The sequence below is a fragment of the Corallococcus macrosporus genome (assembly GCF_017302985.1).
In the GTDB taxonomy this organism is placed as follows: domain Bacteria; phylum Myxococcota; class Myxococcia; order Myxococcales; family Myxococcaceae; genus Corallococcus; species Corallococcus macrosporus_A.
Map to the genome: position 1 here is coordinate 221,593 of NZ_JAFIMU010000017.1, position 21,758 is coordinate 243,350.

Sequence of the window (21,758 nt, forward strand, 5' to 3'; positions counted from 1 at the left end):
GCCAGGCTTCCCAGAGGAAGCGGGCCTCATCGGAGGGATGGTCTTCGGGTTGCAATGACGCCGGGCCATGTCCGCCCAGGCCGCCACGTCCTCCGCTCCATCGACCTCCAGCGGGTCGCCCCTCTCGCCTCCCGCGGCCCTCACGCAGGGCGTGCTCGACACCAACGCCGCCGTGCCGCAGGTCGACGCGGCGGTGGCCGCGCTGCTCGCGTTGAGCGTGCCCTCCAGCACGCAGGTCCCCAGCCTCTCCTCCGACGTGGAGAAGGCGCGCGCGGACGCGTCGCTCTGGACCACCACCTACCGTCCCCAGGTGCTGTCCGCGCTCGCGGGCGTGGCCCGGTTCGGGCAGTCGTTCGACACGGCGTACGCGCAGCTCCAGCCCCTCTCCGTGCGGCTGGCCGCCGGTGACTCCTCCGCCATCGCGCCCTTCCAGCAGGTGCTCACCCAGCTCCAGGCGGACACCCGGGCCACCGCGACGGCCACCGCCAGCGTCCACACCGCACTGGTGACCTATGAGTCGTTGATCGACGCGGACATCGCCCAGCTCAACGCGGACCAGAACGTCCTCCTCCAGCTCCAGGCCCAGGACACCCAGCAGGCCCAGGCCGCGAGCCAGGCGGCGGATCAGGTGGAGCAGCAGATCCAGGAGGACAAGGAGCAGATCGCGCTCGAATACCTCCAGGGCCATTACTACGTCGCGGCGCTGGAGCAGACCATCGACATGCTCACGGGCAAGGACCGCGAGCTGCGTGAACAGCAATCCCAGCTCAACGCCGCCGCGAATGCCGCCGCCGAGGACGCGCGCGAGGCGGGCGGCACCAGCGCCCAGGTCTCCCAATACCAGACGTTCCTCACGGCGCTGGCCGGCGGGATCGGCACGCTCGACAACGGCTGGAACGTCCTGGACTCCAACTTCACCGTGCTGCTGCAGAGCGAAGACATCACCACGTATGGCCTCTTCACGCCCTCGCTGCTCGCGGCCGTGAAGGCGGATTGGGACAACCTCGCCCTGCAGGCCTCCCTCCTGCTGGGCATTTGATGAAAGGAACACCATGACCACCACAGCGAACGCCACGAACGCAGCGCAGGCCAGCGACACGGACTCGGACACGCCGGACATTGGCGGCAGCGGGCTGTCCACCGGCATGACGGACACGCAGACCGCCGCGTCCGTCATGCAGATGTACACGAACGTCGTGCTCCAGACGCCCATCATGAACCTGCCGGCGGAGGTGGACACCCTGTCGGGCTCCACCGTCGTGGAGCAGCTCCCGGTGGACCAGGCCAACGCGCAGGCCCACGCGCGCTACTACCTGCAGACGCTCAATCCCCAGATGGTGTCCCTGCTGGCCACCATCATCGGGTACGGCAACCAGTGGAACGCGATGTACCGCCAGCTGCTCTACCTGGCCAACCACATCGATGAGGGGAACAACCAGCAGCAGTTCATCGACGGCATCAACCTGCTCATCCAGAAGTGCGGCGTGGGCCGGGACCAGGCGACCGCCACGTCCTCCGCGCTGACGGCCTTCGCCACCGACTCCCTGGACGCGGACGTGGCGGCCTTCACCCTGGACTACAACAACGTGAACGCCGCGTACGGCGCGGACAGCACGGAGATCACGGCGCTCAACCAGCGCATCGCCGCGGACCAGAAGGCCATGGACACGGCGTGCTGGGTGATCGCGGGCTCGGCCGTGGCCCTGGGCGTGGGCAGCATCGCGGTCCTCGTGGGCATCTTCGCGGAGATTCCCTCCGGGGGGACGTCCACCGCCATCGTGGTGGGCGGCTTCGCGCTGGCGGCGGGTGGCGCCACCGTGGGCTCACTGGCCCTGGTGGACTGGAACAACGCCAAGGACGACATGGTGGATGCGACCAAGGAGCTGAACCGGGACCAGACGCTCCTGGCGACCATGAGCACGGCCATGCTCAACATCCAGAGCCTGAGCTCCGCGTGCTCCCAGGCCGCGACCGCGGTGCAGGGCCTGGCGAACCAGTGGACCTCCCTCGCGTCCGACCTGCAGACGACCATCGACCAGCTCGAGGTCGCCGAGAACGCCTCCTCGTGGCTCGTCTCCCAACTGGTGGCCGCCAACGCGGACTGGGAGACCACGCTCGCGATGGCGACTACCATCCAGCAGACCGGCGTGCTGCCCGTGCAGGAGGAAAACTACGATGCGTGAGCCGTCCCCGGAGGTGTTCTCCCCCGAGCCCCTGACCACCGCGCTCGCCGGACTGGGCGCGGCGGGCACGACGCTCCAGATGTACGCGCAGGCCCTGGTGCAGCAGCCGGTGGTGGGCATGGCGTCGGTGCCGAGCCTCGCCACGGACCTGGGCCGCGCGAACGCCGTGGCCCGGGCCTGCCTGGGCACGGTGATGCCCCAGGCGCTGAAGCTCGACGCGGCGACCCTGGGATTCGTCCACCAACTGATGGCCATGTATCCCCGGCTGCAGCACCTGGCCAAGACCGTGGACCAGGGGGGCCCCGCCGGAAGCCAGGCGGCCCTCGAGCTCTCCCAGGGGCTGGACCTGCTCGCGCAGTTCCTCGCGCGGCAGGGGGACACCGTCGCCGTGTTCGTCGCCGAGGCGCACCGGCTCTCCACCGAGACGACGAAGGTGTCGGACGCCCTGGCGGCGGATGCCGTCGCGGCGGCGGGGGACGCGGAGATCGCGAGCCTGGAGGCGCAGATTTCCCAGACGCTGGCGGCCATCGACCAGGATTGTCAGACCATCGCGAAGGGGCTGTCCGGCACGGACAAGGCGTTGGTCCAGTTGGCCATCAAGATGTACAACTGCGAGGACTCCCCCGTGGCCGCGGCGAAGGCCTTCGTGGGCCTCATCGTCAACACGGCGAACACCAGCGGCGACGTCATCGCGGCGCAGCACGACGTGGAGCGGCAACTCCAGACGCTGACCACGCTCTACTCGGAGCTGAACCCGCTGCTCGCGGAGGCCGCGGTGGCGCAGACGGCGTCGCAGGAAGCGGCGCTGATGGCCCAGAGCACTGTCCGCATGCAGCAGGCGGCGAACGACATGGGCCGTGCCTGGGCGGCGTTGATCCAGGGTTACGCGTCCCTGTCCAAGGCGCTCCAGCAGGGCACCGCGCTGCCACCGCTCGAGCCCGCCCTGGCGGAGAACAAGGCGGGGTGGCAATTCCTGCTCGATGAATGCACGGCCTGGCAGCGGGTGGGGCTGTTCCCCGTGGTGCTGCTCCAGCCGACGACGGACGCCGCCGCCTGAAGTCCCGCGGGCTGGCCTCCTGCCCCGCGGCCCCGGGGCAGGGGAGGGCCGGCCGGGTGGGCAAGGTCATCCGGCGTGGACGGGTCTTGCTCCAACTCGATGGGCAGTGGGCTTTCAGGTCACTGTGGGGCTTGAGCTCAACACCCCGCTTCTGTGCCCGAGCCCGCTTCGCGAGCCGCGAGGGCAATGCTAGGCGCTCCAGAATGGCGAGCCCCCACCGTGGGCCGTCAGGGCTGCCATCCACTCCTTCGGCCTGCACCCCGAGCGCAAGCGAAGATATCCCCGCGCACTCCCGGCTTCGTCCCCGCTTCAGGAGATGGGGCGAGTCTCGCTGCCCCGCCCGATTCATCTGACCGAGTAGTGTTAACCACGAAGTGCGGCAACCCAGGCCGTTTGCAGTTCGGATTGCTGGCAACGGACCCTCTCTCCAGCAGTTCTGTACTGGGCCAGAAGCTCTAGCAACCGCTGTTCCATCTCGTGAGCTCTCACTGGGGCGGCGTGGCGATGGCTTAAGAACTGGCACCATCCCTCCCCCGTCTCTTCCAGGGGGACGTGCGTATTTACCTCACGAAGTCGCACCGGAAGGTCCGCGCTCCAGCCAATTTTCCAGACATTGCGCTTGCCGAAGCGGAAGGCGTACGTGAAAGCAGGACCGGAGGCCTCGTGCATGACCTCTTTCGTCCACGACACAGGGACAGGTCCTCGCGTCGGCCCTCGGACGGACGTCAGCCCCTGCACGAAGCGTCGCTCTCGCATGAGCACCTCGGACATGGGTAGTTCGGCCTCCTCCGCCTCCAGGGAGAGGACCTTTCGTGCCTCGTCTGCGGTGAGCAAGACCGCCGCAGGTGTGGCAAGATAGGACAGTTGACGCCCGAGGACTTCTAAGAGTAGCGGGCGCTCTGGAAAACGCCATGCTCGCAACATGAGAATGGCCTTGGGCCATGCGATTCGACCGTCCGGCCCTCGGTCAGTTGGCTTGATGTGCTCTGGGGCGACGACCTTCGCCGTGTCCACGGCGGTCCGACTGATCTCCGCCATGCCGAGCAGCCGCCCCCTGTCTTCGGACCGCGCGTCATCGGTCTTCGTGGCAACAAAGACAATCCGATCTCCCGCTCGGGACTCCCGGAGGAGTTTGTCGCGGTTGCCTTCGAGACCGAAGACGATGACGGGCCAGGTGGTGGGCTCGAATCCCCACACCCGTGTGGCAAACACCTGTATTTCTCCAGCGGACATGTCTCCAGCTTAGACAAACTCCCTGCGCAATGCGAGTCGCCAGCCCGCCCCCCCGTACTCCCCTGGTCCCGCCTTCAGAATGTCTGGAAATCTGGAGGGAACTCTGGGCGACAGGCGGGATGGAAGAGGACGGCCCGGTGGACTCGAAGTGCCAGAACTCACTCACGACTCATTGAAAGGCGTGTGCCGTCGCGGTTTAGGGCACCCTGAGTCCACGCCGCCGAATGCAGGTGTCGCCCAGTTCGCAGGTGGATAAGGCGTTGGGGGAAAGAGGTTCTGGTGCCCGGCTAGTTCCTGGTTGATGGCGGCTACCAGAACCTCAAGTCGATGTCCGACCCTCTCCATTCAAGCTGCTCGAGCAAACGCAGGCTTGCCTCTTCTGCCAGCACTGTCTCCGGGGGAGTTGAACTCCAGGGGAGTTCTCTCCGCGCCCGTCGGCCCAGCAATTCGAAGAACACCCAACGAAGGAGACGGTGGGTTTCTTCGGGCTCTCCCAACAATGTGAGCCATGCCGACACTTCGGGGTTTTTCTCCATGAAGGACTCCCAGGTTGCCGAGTCAGCTGATTCTGGTGCGCGAGCATGTTCCAGCAAGACGAGCCCCGGTCCCTGTTCGAAAGCCACGGGATTCATGAGGTCGTCTGGAATTCGCGTTCCAGCGAGTGCCGCGCCCGCGACCGCAAGCAGTTTCCTCTTGGGCGTTACGGCGGGTGAACCGAATACATCTCGAATGGCGGGGAGAGACACCGGAACGGAAAATCCGAGGATGAGCAGCGCGGGCCCTGCCAAGCGGATGTCCGGATGCTTCGCGGCCTTGAGAATCTGCTTCATGTTCAATTCGTCGCGCGCCTGCGGGTAATGGCGAAGGTGGCGGAATAGTCCCCAAGCCCCTGCGTAGCGAAGAGGAAACCGTCTTGAATCATTGTTCCCTGGAAGGGCCTCGTAACTTTCCAGGCACTGCAGGAGGAGTTCTCGCCCCTCAGCCAACTGGCTCCTGGCAAGAATGCGCACCAACTCGCAGCGGACCACGACATCAGGGATGGCCTCAGGACCCCGCCGCATGAGGTTCATACACTCGGCTACGGTCGCATCCGTTAACCGGGATATCAGCGCGAGCGCGTTGGCAGCCGTTCGCCCGATGGGCGACGCTCCAAGGTTGAAGCTTGCATCGAGGGCTTCATCCCCTGGGATGGACGTCACCAACGGCAGCAGCCACTTCACACCGTCAGCCCAATCTCTGATGCCAATCTGGAACGCGCATTCATTCCGGACAACAGCGTTGGGGTCCGCTGCCAACTGGAGGAGTTCAGCCCGCTCCTCCGTGGTCGCGGAGGGAGCCAATTCTTCGAGCGCGAGGCGCCGCAGGTGTGGGTCCTTGTTCTGGATGTGGCTTCGCAATAGGGAACGAGCCGATGGGACGCCCTGCCTGAAGAGTTGCATCAGCACGACGAGCTTGGGGGCGAGCGCCAGCGCTTGGATGTGCTCGCTGAGTGAGTCAATGGAAGTGCCCTGATACGCCAGGACCAGGAGGGCGCCTCCGCCGAACATGCCCGGGTGCTTCTCAGCGAGGTTCCAGAGCAGAGCCTGTTGTTCAAGGCTCACGGCGTCAACGTCGGAGCGGGAGAGGCGCCCAGCAAGTGCGGAAGTGCACAGACAGGTCACCACGAGTTCCTCGTCGGACAACCCCGGAAGCGTTCCGGCATCACGAGGGCGCCAAGCCTCCGCGAGTGCGACCCGACGTGTGAAATCCACCTTTGCCCTAAGCGCTGACAGCTTCTGTAGCGCGTCTGTCTCTGGGGAGAGAAACCTGAGTATCTCGACTCCCTTGCCAAGGTGCTCAAGCGGGCAGTCCTCAAGGTCTCTCAGGAGCAAAGGAAGGAACTCTGGCGCCTTTATCACCAGCATGAGCCGCCACACCGACCTCCTGTCCGCTGGATCGCAGGCGTCGTACAAGGTGAGTACTTCTTCAAGGGTCCCTGCGGGACGGTCCTTCAGGTGTCTCGGGTGCAGGGGGCTGGTTCCAGGCCAGGACACGACACCGATGGAGGCATTGAAGGCGGGCACGACTTCTCTGCGTCTGGGGTGCACTCGAATCCACTCATACCCCTCGCGGACTCTACGAACGTCGACGGCGGTCTCCAGCGCGAGCTCGAATGCACGTGGCAGCAGGGCGAGTTCTGTTGCCCGGAGGGCTCCATGGGCCGCTAAGAGCCCTGCATGTTCATCCTGGCGCCGCGCCGTGGCGCAGAAGGCCCGGGCTCGCGCGAGTGCATCGAGGCAAAGCTCCAGGTACTCCTCGATGGACGAACCGGGCACCTCCAAAGCTCCGCGCAGGAGCTGGGAGAGTGCGGCCCCGAATGGATCACCACTGCCCGTGCTCGGACTGGTTGCCTGTCGGTGGTACCAGCCTTCATCGCCCAGGGCTGCTCGCGCCGCCAGGGTGATTTCTTCGTGAAAGTTCCACCCCAGCTTGTCAATCCAGGAGGAAAGCATCTCCCAGGAGCAAACTTCCTGTGCCCTCATCCAGCCGTGACGAATGTACCGGGCCATGAGCAGACGCGCGGAGGCAGAATCGCGAAGTGCAGCCTCCTCCGAAGCACTCCACACAGGAGGTTCTGGATACCCACTCGCTGAGGAATGCCTATCCAGTCTGGCGAGTCGCCGTGAGAGCAAGGCTTCGGGGGCGTTTCCCTGGGCAAGAATGGCAAGACGCCTAAAGGCGTCATGGAAGTTCGCGTCGTCTGCCTCCTGAACCCAGTGAATCAGGAAGGCATCAAGCGCGCCTTGCAGCTCTGGAGGAATCCGCTGGTCCCTGTTGGTAAGCGCGAAAGAAAGGACCAGAGCGGGGCCGTGGCGGCCATCCGCCACCAGACCTTTCATCCAGGCGACGAGTATCTCCGCTGCTCGCTCGGGAGCGTCTTCGAATAGCCCTGTCAGTCCCTCCACGACTTGTGGGTGTGCCCAGTAGCCGCCGTCTCGCTGAACCACCCAGCCAGCGCGGACCAGGTGCTTGAGTGCGGTCCTGAATTCAATCTGTGCGAGCTTGGCGGTCCGGAGGCTTTGGAGCACCTGTTCGACATCTGCTTCGGTGAATGTCTTGCGAATGTCGAGCAGGAAGCCCATCAGCAAGCAGGCGTCTCGCTGTTCGTCGCCCCAACCGCGAGCCTCTGCCGCGACAGTCATGCCCAATGTCTCCATGAGAGATCCATGGAGGAGTGTTTTGAGTTCGGCCTCGGTCAGTGACTGTTTGTTGCGAAGCTGAGCACCAAGAATGTGCAGGGAAAAAGGAGCCTGCAGTGTGGCGAGAATCTCTTCCCGGTGCGCGGCAGCGAAGTCCTCCGCGATGGGGTCCCCTCTGAGCATATGCATGAGGAGTTCCCATCGCTCATGGAGGCCGTAGTTTTCCGGTTGAAGCTCTTGGGCCAGCCTTTGGAGCGTGCTTGGGATTTTCGACGGATAAGCCTTCTTGAAGATTGACGCCCGGGATGTCATTAGGAGTCGCTTGTCCGAGTTCGCACGGCCCATCAGATAGGGTAGGTCCTTGGCCCAGAGGTCAGCCTCGAAAGAAGTATTGCTGGTCGCTCCCAGCGGATCCTCCAAGAGGAAGAGAAATCGACCTGGGCGTGAGAGCAGGTCTCGGAGTTCCGCCGGAGAACGGCAGGAAGCAATCACCTCGAAAGGATCGCTCCTCGTGCGATGCTCATGGGCGAGCATCTCCGCAGTCGTGGACTTTCCCACTCCGCGTGGGCCAATCAGTATGAGCGCGGAGTGCTGCTCGAGTTGCTGGATCAGTGCTCCATAGCTGTCCGGTTTGACGAACTTGTCATGAGGCTTCCGTGGCAACCCGCCGTGCTGCTGGATGACGTCCTTCAGCTCTGCTAGAGGCCACGTCCGGGAAGCCCTGCCCAATAGTCGGTCGCGTACATGGGCTTTGAGGTTCTGGAGGCACTCGTCAATGTGCCCGAAGGGGACGAAGCCGATCTCGAGAAGTGCTCGACTGATTTTGCCGCGAACCACCTCAGGTACTTGCTGATGGAGGATGCCGAGTCGTTGGGCGAGTTCGGCTTGCTCTTCACGGGAGTACCTCCGGTCGTTCTGGAGCGTGAAGGGAAGGGCGTCTGCCGTCGGTTTTGCTTCCAGGTGGTGAATCACATGCTGCGCGAGCGTTGCATCGACCTGGGCGCTAGTAATGAGGACGTAGGACGCCGCTTCATGCTCTCGGAGGTAGTCTATTGGTCGCTGTCGCGGTGGCGGCCCGCCCTTCCCGGTCCGCCGTGGTGCGCTAGGACTCACGAGGTTCTTGAAATCGTTGGCCAAGAACGGCCGCGATCGGAGCTTGATCTGGATCTGGAGTTCCCGGCGTCCAGGAAGCGCAATGCGTGAAAGGGCGTCCTCTGGAGGGACGTCGAGCATGGCCTGGATGTCTTCTTCAGAGGCTGGCTCCACTTCAATACTGTCACACGAACCATGCTCCAGCATGAGCTGAAGGCCCACCCAGATGGTGACTTCAATCTGGTACTCGTAGCCTTGATAAGAAGGGAGCCCCCCTTGAGCCCGTGCGCGCTGCTCATTCATTTCGGCCTTCCAGGACAAGAACAATTGACTCAACGACTGCGGCGTCCGTCTCCAGCCGATAGAAAAAATCTCTTTGGTTCTTCAAGTTCTCAAGTAGGGAGGCTCTACGCTTACGCTTCAAGGGCATGGTTGGGCTCGATTTTACCTGATCGGACTGCCCCGTGATGCCCGAAGGCCGGTTCCAGGGATAGCGCATCGTGATCGATTGGCCGGCAATCGTCCGAGTTCGCCTCCTCCCCTAGACGTCTTGTGAAACCCAAGCTCTGCCAGCGTCTCGCGGTAGTCTCCCGGATCCTGCGCGCCTTGCTCGCAGCCATCCAGGGACCCTGACACGATGCTCCCCTTGCAGCGCTGGTTGTCCCCGGAAGAGGCCGCCGCCTACTTGCGTCCGTACACGGCCTTCAAGCGTCGCGGTGCCCGCCTGGGCATGGACGTCGACCCCGCGGTCCTCGCGTCCGGCTTCAACAAGAGTGGCGCCGGGCTCTTCACGGGTGGCCGCGTTCCCTCGCTCAGCCTCGCGAATCACAAGGGCTCCACGTTCATCGACGGTGACCTGTACGTCGATGGGTGGCTGGAGAACCCAGGAGGCCTTGTCTTCGTCCGCGGCAACCTCATGGCGCAGACGCTCTACACGGAGGGCTACCTCGTCGTCCTCGGGGAGCTTCGCGTCCGGCAGCTGTTCGGCCAGGACGAGCCGCTTGGCACCTATGTCTTCGGCGACGCCTCCGTCGAGAGCGCGGCCCTGAACCACAACCACCACTTCGACGTGTGGGGAAAGGCCGAGCTGGGAACCGTCGTTCACGACGAAAAACAGGGCACGCCCTCCGCCCCGAGGTACGAGGACTTTCTCGTCGGCGTCCAAGTGGGCCTGCGCAACTTCGCGGAGAGGCTTGGCCCTCTCCAAGACGACTGGGTCTCACGCCGCTACACGCCGACGCCCGGAGACATCGATACCGCGCAGCTCCCGCCTCCCCGGTTGGGTGTCATCCTGGAACTCGAACGATGGCTGGCGACCACGGAGCTTGCCCAGCGGCAACAGCTGGAGGAACTCCGTGCGCACTGGCTCCCACGGCTGACCGCCGCCGAGGTGCGCCCGGAGGCCCTGCGCATCATCCGCAAGGCCATCAACTCGAAGAAGCTCGTCGCGGAGCGTGACGCCCTCCTGCGGGTGCTCGGATCCACCTCCGCCGACCCGGAAGCCACCAGGCCCTGAGCGCTGCGGTGTTGTCTTGCGCTGCTCAGGCGGGCCCTGGACCTGTGCCCCGGGCATCCGTACAACCCTGGGCCCTCCATTCACGGGATGGGCCCATGCGCGCGACCCCTGCCGTCATCGACGAGCTTCGCAGCACCCTGAAGTCGCGGAGCAACCCGCGCCTCGCCGAGGCGACACGCCGCTACTTCCCCACGGACATCCGAGCCCTGGGGGTCGGCAACGCGGAGGTCCGGCGAATCGCGGATGCGCTCGTCAAGCAGCGGGGGCTGTCGCCCGAGGACTGCCTCGCGGTGACCGAGGACCTGCTCGCCCAGGCGACCCACCATGAAGAAGTGCTCCTGGGATTCGCCATGGTCCGCAAGGCGGTCAGGCGCGCGTTCGACGAATCACTCCTGGACCGCTTCCGGTCCTGGCTGGAGCACACCGTCTGGAACTGGGCCCAGTGCGACGACCTGTGTCTGACGGTGATGTACCCGTTCTTCCTTGCCCGGACGCCCGCCATCACCCGGATCCAGCACTGGACCCGCTCCGGCTCCCCCTGGTGCCGGAGGGCGGCGAACGTCGCGCTCGTGAAGTTCGTGAGCCGCCAGGTTCGCTCATCCCGGTACATGCTGCCCCGCGAGGTCATCCTCGGCAACGCACGCCAATTGCTATCGGACCCGGAGCCGTACGTGCAGAAGAGCGTGGGATGGCTGCTGAAGGTGGCGACGGACCACCACCGGGAGGCGGTGGTGGGCTTCATCCAGGACAACCTCTCCAGGATGCAGCGGGACACCCTGCGCTATGCCATTGAGCGGCTGGCGCCGGAGCAACGCAAGGCATTGCTGGCGCTGAAGCCCCAGAAGCCCTGAGCCAGGGTGTCACTTCCCGGTGGGCACGCCGAGCTTCTCGAGGACCTTCACCGCGTTGGCATTCCCCGCGTCCAGTGCGAGTGACTTCTTGTAGCTCGCGATGGCCGCTTCCTTCTGTCCCAACTGGAGCTGTGCCTCGCCCAGGCTGTCGTAGGCATTCGCATCCGTCGGGAAGAACTTCACGTTCGCTTCGAACACCCGCACCGATTCCGCGCCCTTGCCATCCGCCAGCAGCCGGTAGCCGAGCTGGTTCAGGTCCCCCGACTCCAGGCCCTTCATGCCCTCGCGATGCTTCGCGGTGTACCAGGCGAGCGCGGTGTCGACGCCCTTGAGCCGCATGAGCACATCCACCTGGGCGGACGGCGACACGGGCTCGGGCTTGAACTGGGGCCACGCGTATTCGGCGGCCACGCTGGCGATGAGGCGGTCGAAGAGCAGGAAGCCGTTGTCGGAGTTGGCCATGACGACCACGCCGCTGCCCGTGTCACTGAAGGCCATGAACGCGGCCTGGAAGCCTTCGTCCGAGCCTCCGTGCCAGAAGCGGTCGGTGCCGGGCTCCACCTGGAAGCCCAGCCCGAACCGCTCCGACTGCCGCGTCAGCATCTGCTTCGTCATCGCTTGCGACAGCACGCGCTGGGACTTCCCCGCCTTCGCGCTGGACACCTCGAGGGCGACCTTCGCGAGGTCGGACGGCGTGGTCCACAGTCCGGCCGCGGCCATCTCCGGGTACACGTGCCAGCGGCCCGCGACGCTCTTCCCGCTGGCGTACGTGCCGGTCGCCGTCTTGACGGCGAGGGCCGGAGGCAGGGGCTGCTCGTAGGAGCTGCGGGTCATGCCGAGCGGCTTCAGCACCGTTTCCCGCATGACCTGCGGGAACGGCTTCTGGAGCTGATCCACCATCATCAGCTGGACGATGGACGTGCCACCGCCGCTGTAGCGCGTCTTCGTCCCGGGGACGAGGTCGACGCGCACCGGGCCGGTGTTCGCGGGCGTCGCGCCGTCCAGCACCTGCACCAGCGTGGGGATGGGCGCGTCGACGGCGTACCCGGGGAAGCCATGCACGGTCGTCCCCGCGCTGTGGCTGAGCAGCCGGCGCAGCGTGACCTTCTGCTCCTTCGTGAAGTCGTTCTCGGGGACCTGCCACGAGCGCAGCCTGTCGTTGATGTTCTCGTCGAGCGACCACTTGCCGGCCTCGGCGAAGTGCAGCGCCGCCAGGGCCGTCACCGGCTTGCTGATGGAGCCCGCCTGGAACAGCGTCTCCAGGGTGACGGGCTCCAAGCCACCCGCCTCCTTCACGCCATAGGTCCTGGCCCAGACGACGGCGTGCTTGTCGAAGACGGCGACGCTCAGCCCGGGGATCCGGTACAGCGCCATCCACTGCGGGAGCGTCAGGCTCTGGGGTTTCTCGCCTTCGATGACGACCGGGGCCAGGCCCGCCTCCACGCGCGCCGCGCGGGCCGCCTGCGCGGGGCTGGCCAACCATTGCGTGGCGGGCTTCTTCGTCCCCTCCGCCGCGAGGGCCGCACCTCCCTGGCTGAACAGGACGGCCGCGAGCACGAGGCGGGGCAGGGAACGACGCATGGGGGCACCGAAGGAAAGAGGTGGGACGCGAGGTGTACTCCATTCCCTCCGTTCGATTGCCGGTCCGTAAGCGGATTTGAGCGACAATGACGGACATGGCGGTCCGCGTTGCGTCCATCGTGTGTCTCCTCGCTGCCTTGCCCGCCGCCGCCAACGTGGCCGCCTCCACGCGTTCACCGGCGAGCCTCACCCTGTCGTCAGGGACCGCGCGCACCCACTCGGAGGTGCTCAGCGAGACGCTGGACTTCGATTGCGCGGAGGCGGAGCAGGAGGCCGTCTGCCGCTTCGAGGCGCGCTACCGGCTGCGCAACGGGACCTCCAAGGCGGAGGTCATCGATGCCGCCTTCCTGGGCGTCCGTACGCGCGAGGTCCGCGTGCGATTCGATGAGGCATCCCTGCCGGTGACGGATGCGCAGGCGGAGGCGGACCCGGTGGGCCCCACGGCACCGGTGGAGCGCTTTGGCTTCACCCTCACGCTTCCGCCCGGGCGGGAGGGGGACCTGGTGGTGCGCGGCCTGATGCAACTGGAGCAGCGCTTCCTGCCCTCGGGGTACGTGTGGCCCGCGGTGAAGGCGCGGCATGCGCTGCTGTCCCCTGACTCGAGGCGGACCGCGCACTGGGACATCGACTACCTGCTGGGGCCCATCCGGACCTGGGCGGGCAACCCCACGCTCCACGTCACGGTGCGTGTCCCTTCCTCGTGGGAGGTGGGGAGCAGCCCGGACGCCTCCGCGCGCTCGCTGCCGGTGGCCACGGACTGGCGGCTTCGGCCCGAGGGCGGGCAGGTGATCGCGGAGCGGACCCTCACGGCGGAGAGCGCGCCCGAGTGGCTCAACGTCACGCTGACGAAGCCCAGGCCGGGGTGGACTCCAGGCGGCGTGCAGTTGGGCCTGGGCGCGCGGCTCGGGGACGACTCCCGCTTCATGGCCCGGCTGGGCTACCAGCTCGCAGCGCCTGAGTCCTTCCTGCATTCGCTCTCGGTGGAGACGGACTTTCGCGAGCAGGTCGTCCTCACGCCGCTCACGCAGTATGCGACGCCCCAGGTGGCCATCATCCCGAGCCTTGGATTGGGTGTGGGCGTACCGGTGCAGGTGCTCCCCGACGTCAGGCCGGGTCTGCGGCTCCTCGCGGACCTGCACTTCGGCCCGCTGGGCGCCGCGCTCAGCTGGGACCACTACCCGGCGCTGCGGGAGGACACGGATTCCTTCTCGCGGTTCAACCTCCTGTTCCAGGTAGGGCTGTAGGCCAGACGTGTCTTCGAACAGCTACACCTCGGCGTGGTCGAAGAGCTTCGCCAGGACGTACTCGTAGAGCCTCAGGTGTCCGGTGATGATCTCGCCTCGCACCTGGTAGCCCGGGCGGACCTCGAACGGGTGGGGCGGGGGCAGGTCCACGATGGCGAAGAACTCATTGGCGTCGTTCGGAGGGGACACGTAGCGGACGCGTCCCTTCAGCACCCCGTACCGGTGGAAGTGGAACGCATCCACCTTGAGGTGCGACGACTGGCCCGCCTGGACCCGCTTCACCTCGGTCTGCGTCAGCTTGAACTTCGCGTACAGCGCGCTTCCTTCCTCCAGCACAGGCGCCACCTCGACCAGGATTTCTCCCGCGGCGATCCAGTCGCTGCTCGCCTTCGTGTTGTAGACGAAGCGGATGGTGCCCCGGATGTCCGCGCGCACCTCGCGCCGGGCCGCGAGCCGGTGGCGCAGCTCCTTCTCCTCGCGCTGCTTCTCCAGCTCCTTGCGCAGCTTGTTGGTCCGCTCCAGCAGCGAAAGCCGCGCCGCCTCCGCGTCGAGGAGCGCCAGCTCGATGCGCGTGACCTCGTCCAGGTAGGTGTCCCCCAGCTTCAGCTCCGCCGCCTCCTGCTCCCGTCGAAGACGCTGCAGCTCGGTGGCGGCGCCTTTCGCTTCCAGGGCGCCCCGGTAGTCCGCCTCGTGCTCCTCCTTCGAGAGCAGCCCCCGCTCGAACAGCCCCCGGCTGCGCTCCGACTTCACCTCCGCCAGCGATTGCGCCTCCAGGGCCAGCTCCAACTGGCGGGAGAACGTGCCCAGGCTGTCGCGGACCTGGGCTTCCTCCACTCCGTGCTTCCGACGCAGGATGGCGAGCTGGCGGCGGTGTCGCACGGCGCGCTCGCCCGCCGTGTCCATCTGCAGCACCACCGTCCGCAGCTCTTCCTCCAGGGACAGGTAGTCCGCCTCCGCCTTTCGCGCGGCGGCGTCGACCTCCTCGTTGTCCAGGCGCAGGAGGAGCTGGCCCTCCTGGACCGCGTCCCCTTCCTTGACGTACTGGGCCACCACCCGCACGGCGTACGGCGCCTTGTGGACGGAGCGGGGCCGGTAGGAGAGCACCTCTCCCTCGCGGACCTTCACGACGGCGTTCACCTCCACCGTCGCGAAGAGCACCGCCATGAGGCCGAAGCCCCCCATGAGCAGGGCAAACAGCTCCCGGACATAACCGAGGCCCCTCATGCCACCTCCCGGTCCGGCGCGACGTTCGCCGTGGCTGCGTCCGCCGCCTGGATGTGCCCGCCGCGCAGCAGCACCTTGCGGGTCAGGGGCAGCTCCTCCACGGACTCGTGCGAGATGAAGAGCATTGCCCGGTCGTCAATCTCTCCCAGCAGCCTGGCGATGGCGGCCTTCGACTCCTGGTCGATGCCCCGGAAGATCTCATCGAAGATGAGCACGTCCGCGTCCGAGAGCAGGGCGCGCATCACCAGCACCTTGCGCCGCTGGCCGGTGGACAGGTTGCGCCCGCCTTCGTCGATGAGCCGCTCCAGGTGGTCCGGGTGCTGGACGATGCAGTCGTAGAAGCCGATGCGCTTCGCCAGCTCCACGATGCGCCGCGTGCTGTGACTTCTGCCGAAGGTGATGTTGAAGCGCAGCGTGTCGTTGAAGAGGCTGTCCTCCGCGGAGACCAGCACCAGCCGGCGCCGCAGCGCCCGCTGGCCAAACAGCTCACGCGGGACGTCGTTGACCAGCACCGTCCCGCTGGTGGGCTGCTGGAGCCCGGCCAGCACGCGCACGAGGGTGGACTTGCCGCTCCCGTTGGACCCCATCAGGAGCACCTTCTCCCCACGGCGCAGCGCCAGGTCCACTCCGCCCAGGACGTTCAGGCCCGACGGGTACTGGTAGGTGATGCCCCGCGCCTCCAGCATCTCCACCCGCACGTCCTCTTCCGGCGCTCGCGCGGCACGGCGGGTGCCGTCCTCGCCGAAGTCGAAGTAGCGCCTCAGGATGACCAGGTTCTCCTGCAGCGAGAGGTTCTCCTCGAGCAGGGTGCTGAAGGAGGAGAAGATCTTCGCCGACAGGGAGATGAACGTCAGGAGCTGTCCGAGCGTCACCTCCTGCCGGGCAATCAGCCCCCGGGCGCACAGCAGGATGAGCAGCAGCGATGAGCCCGTGATGACGAGGGCGACGGCCGCGGAGCTGGCGAGGTCGAGCAGCTTCCCCTTGCGCTGCGTCTCCAGGTAGCGCCCGGTCTGGACTCCCAGCTGCGCGCTGAAGTGCGCCTCCAGGTTGAAGGCCCGGATGGGCTGCACCCCTTCCAGCCCCTCCATCATGCAGGAGAGCAGGTCCGCCTTGTTCCGGAAGCGCTCGCTCTCCAGGCGCCGCAGCGCGGGCGTCACCGTCACGAGGAGCGTGCCCAGCACCAGCAGGCTCACCAGCACGAGCGCGGCGGCCTGCGCGTCGAGCACGAACAGCACGATGATGGCGTTGAGCGAGACGCAGGCGTTGACGACGATGCGTGAGAAGTAGCTGGTGAAGAAGCTCTTGAGCTTGAGGCTGTCGCTGATGCGCTCGAGCAGGTCTCCGCGCGTGAAGGAGCGCAGGTACTGGATGCTCCCTGTCAGCATCCGCTCCCCGAAGCGCAGCATGAAGTAGCGGTCCAGCTCCAGGCCCAGGTGCACCGACACGTACCGGGTGAACACCCCCATGAAGATGTCGAAGAGCCGGAAGAGCCCCAGGCCCAGGGTGAACTTGACCAGCACGCTGAAGTCGAACTGCGGGATGATCTCGTCGACAAGCAACTGGTTGACGAAGACAGCGGTGTGCGTCGTCACGGACGAGAGCACCGCGGCCAGCAGGAAGAGGTACCAGAGCCCGCGCAGCGCACCGAGCTCGTTCAACAGCCGCCGCAAGGGATGGGCCGGTGGCTCGTCGGACACCTGCCGCTCCGCCCTGGAAGCCGGGGGCCGCACGGAGAGCACCACGGGCGCCGTCAGCACCTGCCGCTCTTCACTGCCCTCCACCGCGCGGAAGCGCAGGGGAACGGACGCGAGCTTCTGCTGGACCAGGTCTGCGAGGAAGGCCCGCTCGGCCGCCTCGTCCTTCAGCCCGAAGTTCTTCTTCACATAGCTGAAGTAGAGCAGCTTGTTGTACAGCGCCGCGACCTCGGCCTCGCTGGGTGGCGTGTCCAGCGGGAGCCTGTACCGCTCCAGCTCCTCCACCACCTGGCTCCGGATGCGGCCGCGCCACAGCTCCTCTGTCAGGGGCACCTGGACGGTGTGCGCGCGCTGGATGAAGTCGGCCACCGGCCAGCGCTCCACCTGCCCATGCGTGGGATTGAGGATGCGCAGCCGCCCGCGCTCCACCCCGTCAATCACCACGTAGTGCAGCAGGCCGCTGCCCTGCAGGCGCACCGTGGCCAGGCACGGGGCGAGCTCGGCCAGCTTCCGCTCCAGCCCCTCGGGGTCGTTGACGTCCAGCGGCTGGGTGCGCACCCCGAAGCCGCGCTCCTGGAGGAACGCCTTGAGGCTGTCGAGGCGCAGCCCCTCCGCGTCCAGGGGAAGGGCCGCGGCGATGGCCTCGCGGTTCATGGAGACCCCGAGCCGCTCGCAGAGCGTCTTGACCGCGCTGATGCCGCAGTCGTTGCTCCGCAGCTGGGGGTCCACCTTCAGCCGGGTCCGGCGCAGCCATTCCCCGAGGCTCATAGGCAGGCGCGCTCCTTGGCGCGGACGGGCCGCGCCGTGCGAGGCCAGGCCGCACGCCAGGCCTCCAGCAGCTCCATGGCGGAGGGGAAGCGCTCCTCGGGGGCCTTGGCGAGGGCGCACTCGACGACGTCGGCGAGGGCCGCCGGGATGCGCTCCCCCTCGGGCGTCCACACCGCGCGGGGGGCGGGCTGGCTGCGGATGGCCTGCGCCAGCCGCCTCCACAGCACCTTCTCCGCGAAGGGCTCCCGGCCGGTGAGGATGTCGTGGAGCAGGACCCCCAGCTGGAACACCTCCGAGCGCATGTCGCCGGGGCGGCTGCTGATGCTGAGCTTGCCGGGCTCGATGCGCTCGGGCGGCATGAACGCGGGAAGGCCGCCGTGAGGGACGGAGGACGCCTCCACCGCGTCGCCGCTGCGCCGCGAGAGGCCGAAGTCGATGAGCTTCACGCGGCGCTCATCCGTCAGCATGAAGTTGCGCGAATGGACGTCGCCATGCAGGACGCCGTGGCGGTGCAGGTGGGCGAGCGCGGTGAGCGCCTCGGCGCCGATGCGCACGCGCTCCGGCAGGGACAGCGTGGCCTCCGCGGTGCCGTGGCGGATGGGCTTGCCGCCGGCGTACTCGAGCGCGGCGTAGCAGGGCTCCCCCGGGTGGAAGGACAGCAGACGGCAGATGTTCTCATGCGGGGCCAGCCCGGCCATGAGGGAGAACTCCCGCGCGAAGAGCTCGCGCTCACGGTCCGCCCGGGGCCCTTGCAGCACGAAGACCTTGAGCACCACGGGCATGCCGGTGCCCAGTTGCCGCGCGTGATGGAGCGCCACGTCTGCCTTTTCGACAATCAGCTCTCCGACGCGGTACTCGCCCAGCACCTGCCCGGGGGTGAGCGCCTGGTTGGGCTCCTCCCGCAGGTCGGCTCCCTCGGAGCGCAGCAGTCCGGCGCGCCGCATCCGCAGGAAGAAGGCCCGCACCGTGGTGGCGATGGCCTCCGGGGAACACGCTGCCTGGCGTGCCAGCTCCTCCAGCGCCGCGGCCTCTGCTCGCGGCTGCCGGAACAGCTCCAGGTAGCTCTTGATGACAGGATTGGCCAGGTAGCAGCTCCGGTGAGCGCGGGTGTCCACGACCATGAAGCGCTCACCGGTGCCTGCGTCCGAGCCATCCAGGACCCCTGGGACATCCTCTTCGCTCAGGGGGTGGAGCTCGAAGTACTCCGGAAACACATACAGGGAGGGTTGGGTCATGGCGGGAATGGGGGCGGGGTGCGCCGGGGCTAAAGCCGGTTCGTCAGTCCGCTACTTGATGAGGCCGGACTTCCAGGAGCAGCTCTTGCTCTTGCTCTTGCTCTTGGAGCAGCTCTTGGAGTGGCTCTTCTTGGAGGACTTGCTGCCGCAGTGGCCGTGGCTGTGCTTGCCGCCGGCCTTGAACTCGAGGACGCGGTCCATCTGCTCTTCAGTCAGCGCGTTGAGGATGTGGGTCAGGTTCAGCATGGGTTTGGCTCCGGGATGGGATTGATGGTGGATGTTGCAGGTGATGCGGGTGGCGCACCCGCCCCCATGATGCGACCGCTCCCAATCGCATCTGGGCCACACAGTACGCATGGGGGTATCGCGCCTGAATCGTCCCCGAGGAGGGACGCCGAGGCGGATTGCATACAAATCCTGGATTTGTTGCTTTGCGGCTTGAGCTGCCCTTGGGTGCGGCCGCCTGTTGACGAGTGGAGAGCGCCGGTCTTCGCGCTACGCCGAGGCCGCCGTGCGCTGTCCCGAGGCGTCGTCACGGCGCATCGGCTGTGCCTTGCCATACGTCAGCGAACGCCACACCCACTCCGCGGGGCCGAAGCGGAACTTCGACAGCCACAGGTGGCTCCACGCGACCTGGACGCAGAAGACGGACAGGCAGTACGCCACGCACGCCGCGGGGCCCAGCTTCGTGATGAAGCCCAGCCCGTAGCCGTAGAAGAACAGCACGCTGATGAGGGATTGAGACAGGTAGTTCGTCAGCGCCATGCGCCCCACCGGCGCGAGCAGCCCCAGTGCCCGCTGCCAGGGGGCCCGCTGGAAGAGCAGGGTGATGCCAGACACGTAGACGGCGGCGAAGCCCAGCTCGCCCAGGTTCCGCAGCGGCCCCATGGCGAAGGGCACCCAGCCCGGCAGCGTCTCCGGGGTGAAGACCTGCCTCTGCATGAGCTGCTGCAATACCAGACCACTGCCGCTGCCAATCACCCCGGCCACGAGCCCCCACCCAAGGAACTGGCGGAACAGCCGCAGGTGCTGGGGCACGTCGTGGAAGAGGCGGCGGCGTCCCGCCAGCAGGCCCAGCAGGAACCGGCCAAACACCGGGAGCAGGATGGCCAGCAGCAGCGGGAAGTAGTCGCGGAAGAAGAAGCGGCCGGTCGCCTTCGTCGCGTCCAGCCAGCGTCCATGCGTGAAGGCCGCCAGCGTCTGCGCCCGGATGGCCGCGGACTTCTCATTGGCCGCCTTGACGAGGGCCGCGCCGGCCTCCGGCGTCTCCGCCATCAGCTGCGGGAGCTTGAGGATGAGCACGCTGACGACAGACCACCCCAGGGCCAACACCAGGGCGCTGATGAGCAGCGTTCGCTCGGAGCGCCCCCGGAACAGCAGCAGGCCGAAGCCCAGCACCGCGTAGGAGCTGAGGACGTCGCCGTACCAGATGAGGAACATGTGGGTGAGTCCCATCACCAGCATCACCCCCAGCCGCCGGACATACAGCGGCGTGATGGAGGCCCCTCGCGCCTCGGCGCGGCCCATCTGCACCGCGAAGCCGAGGCCGAAGAGGAACGAGAAGAGGGTGATGAACTTCCCGCCCACCAGCGTCGAGAACACCTGCCAGGCGATGGTGTCGGCGAGCGACGCGCTGTTCATCGCCGCGAGGACCTGCTCCCGCGGCAGGAAGATCCTCCCGCTGAACCACACCATCACGTTGGAGATGAACACGCCGCACAGGGCAAAACCACGCAACGTGTCAAGGAGCGCCAGACGCTCACTGGAATCCACGGGGCGGGCTTCGGAGGGAGCTGGGGTCATGTTTGGAAAAGGGTGGGCAACGTGAACCTGCCTGTCCCTATTCCGTGCGACCCCTTCGCCCGGACGATGGACGCTGCCAGGAAGTACGTCGTATCGGCCACGCTGAAGCAGGTCGATTGGAACGCGGAGCCCTTGCGCTGGCGGAGCTGGGATTGATGGGTTGGAGTTGAGCTCGGGGACCGTGGCGATGCGCTACGTACCGAAAAGGTAGCCCCCGCATGGGCGTCTCAAGGGGACGTGTCCCTGGGCGCGCGGGAGGACGGTCCTCGCGGGCGGGAGGGGCTGGCGCGCAAGAGCCCCTGCTCGAAGACCGAGAGCGCCTGTTGCGCCACCGCGAGCGGGTCCTCCTCTCCGAGCCCCATGCGTGCGAAGTGCCCCTCCACGTACATGCGGCCCAGGCCATAGACGAAGGCCCGTGACGCCAGGTGCACGATGCGCAGGTCACCTGATGCGACTTCGCCGCGCTGCTGCCCTTCCAGGATCAACCGGTCGAGCGAGTCCAGCGTCTCCTGGTTCTCCTTCTTGTAGAAGTCGCTGTCGAAGAAGCCAAGCTCCCCCGCGCGCGCGAACGCCCGGAAGTATGCGGACTCTCCCAGCGCGAACCGCAGATACGCCATCGCCATCGCGTGGATCCGCGCGGCCGGAGTGGCTGGCGCCGCGTCGAGCGCGCCGCCGACCTCGCGGCGGAAGCGCCGCATCGTCTCCTCGGCCACGGCGGCCAACAACGCTGCCTTGTCGCGGAAGTGCCGGAACGGGGCGCCAGGTGACACGCCCACGAGCCGTGCCGCCTCGCGCAGGTTGACGTCCTCCCCGCTTCCAATGAGCCGGAGCGCGGCGGCGATCAGCGCCTCGCGCAGGTGACCGTGGTGGTACGCGGACGGGGACTTCTTGGCGATGGGCCGTCGGCGCTCGGACATGGTGCGGCGAGCATAGGGGGCCCCATCCCACACCGCAACGCGGGCCCAATGTAATCAGTGCTTATTTTGTTGCGCGCACCCGGGCGTGGCTCTATCCGTTTGGATGTAATCGCTGATTACTTCGAACGCAGGCAAGGAGCTCCCATGTCGGCATCAAGAATCCCCGGGCTCGTGGTCCTTC

Annotated in this window: 15 protein-coding genes; 6 read left to right on the top strand and 9 right to left on the bottom strand. The window is 66.7% G+C overall.

Translation table 11 applies throughout. From position 1 onward, the window contains the following. Positions 1-67 precede the first annotated feature (67 nt). Genes JYK02_RS37270 through JYK02_RS37280 form a run of 3 tightly spaced genes read left to right on the top strand, consistent with a single transcriptional unit; the run spans position 68 to position 3,240 of the window. Entirely contained in the window at positions 68-1,039 is a 972-nt protein-coding gene (locus JYK02_RS37270; protein WP_207057715.1) for an HBL/NHE enterotoxin family protein, read from the top strand. A gap of 13 nt (positions 1,040-1,052) precedes the next feature. Further along, positions 1,053-2,183 carry an HBL/NHE enterotoxin family protein gene (locus JYK02_RS37275; protein WP_207057716.1) on the top strand — a complete coding sequence of 377 codons (1,131 nt, stop codon included), beginning with the start codon at positions 1,053-1,055 and terminating at the stop codon, positions 2,181-2,183. Then, positions 2,176-3,240, top strand: coding sequence for an HBL/NHE enterotoxin family protein (locus JYK02_RS37280; RefSeq protein ID WP_207057717.1), 1,065 nt, complete (start codon positions 2,176-2,178; stop codon positions 3,238-3,240). The genes JYK02_RS37275 and JYK02_RS37280 overlap by 8 nt, the downstream gene beginning before the upstream one ends. A 363-nt stretch (positions 3,241-3,603) precedes the next feature. Here JYK02_RS37280 and JYK02_RS37285 read toward each other — a convergent pair whose 3' ends face one another. Continuing rightward, positions 3,604-4,473 (bottom strand): hypothetical protein, encoded by an 870-nt coding sequence (locus JYK02_RS37285; RefSeq protein WP_207057718.1) that lies wholly within the window; start codon positions 4,471-4,473, stop codon positions 3,604-3,606. A gap of 308 nt (positions 4,474-4,781) precedes the next feature. Continuing rightward, a complete protein-coding gene (locus JYK02_RS37290) occupies positions 4,782-9,047 on the bottom strand; it encodes a hypothetical protein (RefSeq protein WP_207057719.1) in 4,266 nt (1,421 codons plus the stop codon). 343 nt (positions 9,048-9,390) lie between these two features. Here JYK02_RS37290 and JYK02_RS37295 point away from each other — a divergent pair, with 343 nt between their 5' ends. Both JYK02_RS37295 and JYK02_RS37300 read left to right on the top strand, forming a co-directional pair. Next, positions 9,391-10,260 carry a hypothetical protein gene (locus tag JYK02_RS37295; RefSeq protein WP_207057720.1) on the top strand — a complete coding sequence of 290 codons (870 nt, stop codon included), beginning with the start codon at positions 9,391-9,393 and terminating at the stop codon, positions 10,258-10,260. Between the two features lie 95 nt (positions 10,261-10,355). Beyond that, a complete protein-coding gene (locus JYK02_RS37300; RefSeq protein ID WP_207057721.1) occupies positions 10,356-11,111 on the top strand; it encodes a DNA alkylation repair protein in 756 nt (251 codons plus the stop codon). 9 nt (positions 11,112-11,120) lie between these two features. Here the strand turns inward: JYK02_RS37300 and JYK02_RS37305 are convergent, their stop codons facing one another. Continuing rightward, positions 11,121-12,692, bottom strand: a complete 1,572-nt coding sequence (locus tag JYK02_RS37305; RefSeq protein ID WP_207057722.1) for a serine hydrolase — start codon at positions 12,690-12,692, stop codon at positions 11,121-11,123. 95 nt (positions 12,693-12,787) lie between these two features. On the opposite strand from JYK02_RS37305, the gene JYK02_RS37310 reads away from it, so the two are divergent. Beyond that, entirely contained in the window at positions 12,788-13,936 is a 1,149-nt protein-coding gene (locus tag JYK02_RS37310) for a hypothetical protein (RefSeq protein WP_242589623.1), read from the top strand. A 21-nt stretch (positions 13,937-13,957) separates the two neighbouring features. On the opposite strand, the gene JYK02_RS37315 is transcribed toward JYK02_RS37310, so the two are convergent. The 6 genes from JYK02_RS37315 to JYK02_RS37340 form a co-directional block, all read right to left on the bottom strand. Next, positions 13,958-15,160: an HlyD family efflux transporter periplasmic adaptor subunit gene (locus tag JYK02_RS37315; protein ID WP_207057723.1), complete on the bottom strand. Its 1,203-nt coding sequence runs from the start codon at positions 15,158-15,160 to the stop codon at positions 13,958-13,960. Continuing rightward, positions 15,157-17,622 (bottom strand): ATP-binding cassette domain-containing protein, encoded by a 2,466-nt coding sequence (locus tag JYK02_RS37320; protein WP_207057724.1) that lies wholly within the window; start codon positions 17,620-17,622, stop codon positions 15,157-15,159. Before JYK02_RS37320 ends, JYK02_RS37315 begins: the two co-directional genes overlap by 4 nt. Next, positions 17,619-18,857 carry a serine/threonine-protein kinase gene (locus tag JYK02_RS37325; protein WP_207057725.1) on the bottom strand — a complete coding sequence of 413 codons (1,239 nt, stop codon included), beginning with the start codon at positions 18,855-18,857 and terminating at the stop codon, positions 17,619-17,621. The genes JYK02_RS37320 and JYK02_RS37325 overlap by 4 nt, the downstream gene beginning before the upstream one ends. A 51-nt stretch (positions 18,858-18,908) precedes the next feature. Next, on the bottom strand, positions 18,909-19,103 hold the full coding sequence (locus JYK02_RS37330) for a hypothetical protein (protein WP_207057726.1): 195 nt from the start codon (positions 19,101-19,103) through the stop codon (positions 18,909-18,911). 249 nt (positions 19,104-19,352) lie between these two features. Next, a complete protein-coding gene (locus JYK02_RS37335) occupies positions 19,353-20,660 on the bottom strand; it encodes a DUF418 domain-containing protein (RefSeq protein ID WP_207057727.1) in 1,308 nt (435 codons plus the stop codon). A 227-nt stretch (positions 20,661-20,887) separates the two neighbouring features. Next, positions 20,888-21,577 carry a TetR/AcrR family transcriptional regulator gene (locus JYK02_RS37340; RefSeq protein ID WP_207057728.1) on the bottom strand — a complete coding sequence of 230 codons (690 nt, stop codon included), beginning with the start codon at positions 21,575-21,577 and terminating at the stop codon, positions 20,888-20,890. Between the last annotated feature and the right edge of the window lie 181 nt (positions 21,578-21,758).

What these genes read in the sequence shown, in the direction of transcription:
- JYK02_RS37270 (WP_207057715.1), top strand. Translation starts at nt 68, where the DNA reads ATGTCCGCCCAGGCCGCCACGTCCTCCGCTCCATCGACCTCCAGCGGG.
- JYK02_RS37275 (WP_207057716.1), top strand. Translation starts at nt 1,053, where the DNA reads ATGACCACCACAGCGAACGCCACGAACGCAGCGCAGGCCAGCGACACG.
- JYK02_RS37280 (WP_207057717.1), top strand. Translation starts at nt 2,176, where the DNA reads ATGCGTGAGCCGTCCCCGGAGGTGTTCTCCCCCGAGCCCCTGACCACC.
- JYK02_RS37285 (WP_207057718.1), bottom strand. Translation starts at nt 4,473, where the DNA reads ATGTCCGCTGGAGAAATACAGGTGTTTGCCACACGGGTGTGGGGATTC.
- JYK02_RS37290 (WP_207057719.1), bottom strand. Translation starts at nt 9,047, where the DNA reads ATGAATGAGCAGCGCGCACGGGCTCAAGGGGGGCTCCCTTCTTATCAA.
- JYK02_RS37300 (WP_207057721.1), top strand. Translation starts at nt 10,356, where the DNA reads ATGCGCGCGACCCCTGCCGTCATCGACGAGCTTCGCAGCACCCTGAAG.
- JYK02_RS37305 (WP_207057722.1), bottom strand. Translation starts at nt 12,692, where the DNA reads ATGCGTCGTTCCCTGCCCCGCCTCGTGCTCGCGGCCGTCCTGTTCAGC.
- JYK02_RS37310 (WP_242589623.1), top strand. Translation starts at nt 12,788, where the DNA reads ATGGCGGTCCGCGTTGCGTCCATCGTGTGTCTCCTCGCTGCCTTGCCC.
- JYK02_RS37315 (WP_207057723.1), bottom strand. Translation starts at nt 15,160, where the DNA reads ATGAGGGGCCTCGGTTATGTCCGGGAGCTGTTTGCCCTGCTCATGGGG.
- JYK02_RS37320 (WP_207057724.1), bottom strand. Translation starts at nt 17,622, where the DNA reads ATGAGCCTCGGGGAATGGCTGCGCCGGACCCGGCTGAAGGTGGACCCC.
- JYK02_RS37325 (WP_207057725.1), bottom strand. Translation starts at nt 18,857, where the DNA reads ATGACCCAACCCTCCCTGTATGTGTTTCCGGAGTACTTCGAGCTCCAC.
- JYK02_RS37330 (WP_207057726.1), bottom strand. Translation starts at nt 19,103, where the DNA reads ATGCTGAACCTGACCCACATCCTCAACGCGCTGACTGAAGAGCAGATG.
- JYK02_RS37335 (WP_207057727.1), bottom strand. Translation starts at nt 20,660, where the DNA reads ATGACCCCAGCTCCCTCCGAAGCCCGCCCCGTGGATTCCAGTGAGCGT.
- JYK02_RS37340 (WP_207057728.1), bottom strand. Translation starts at nt 21,577, where the DNA reads ATGTCCGAGCGCCGACGGCCCATCGCCAAGAAGTCCCCGTCCGCGTAC.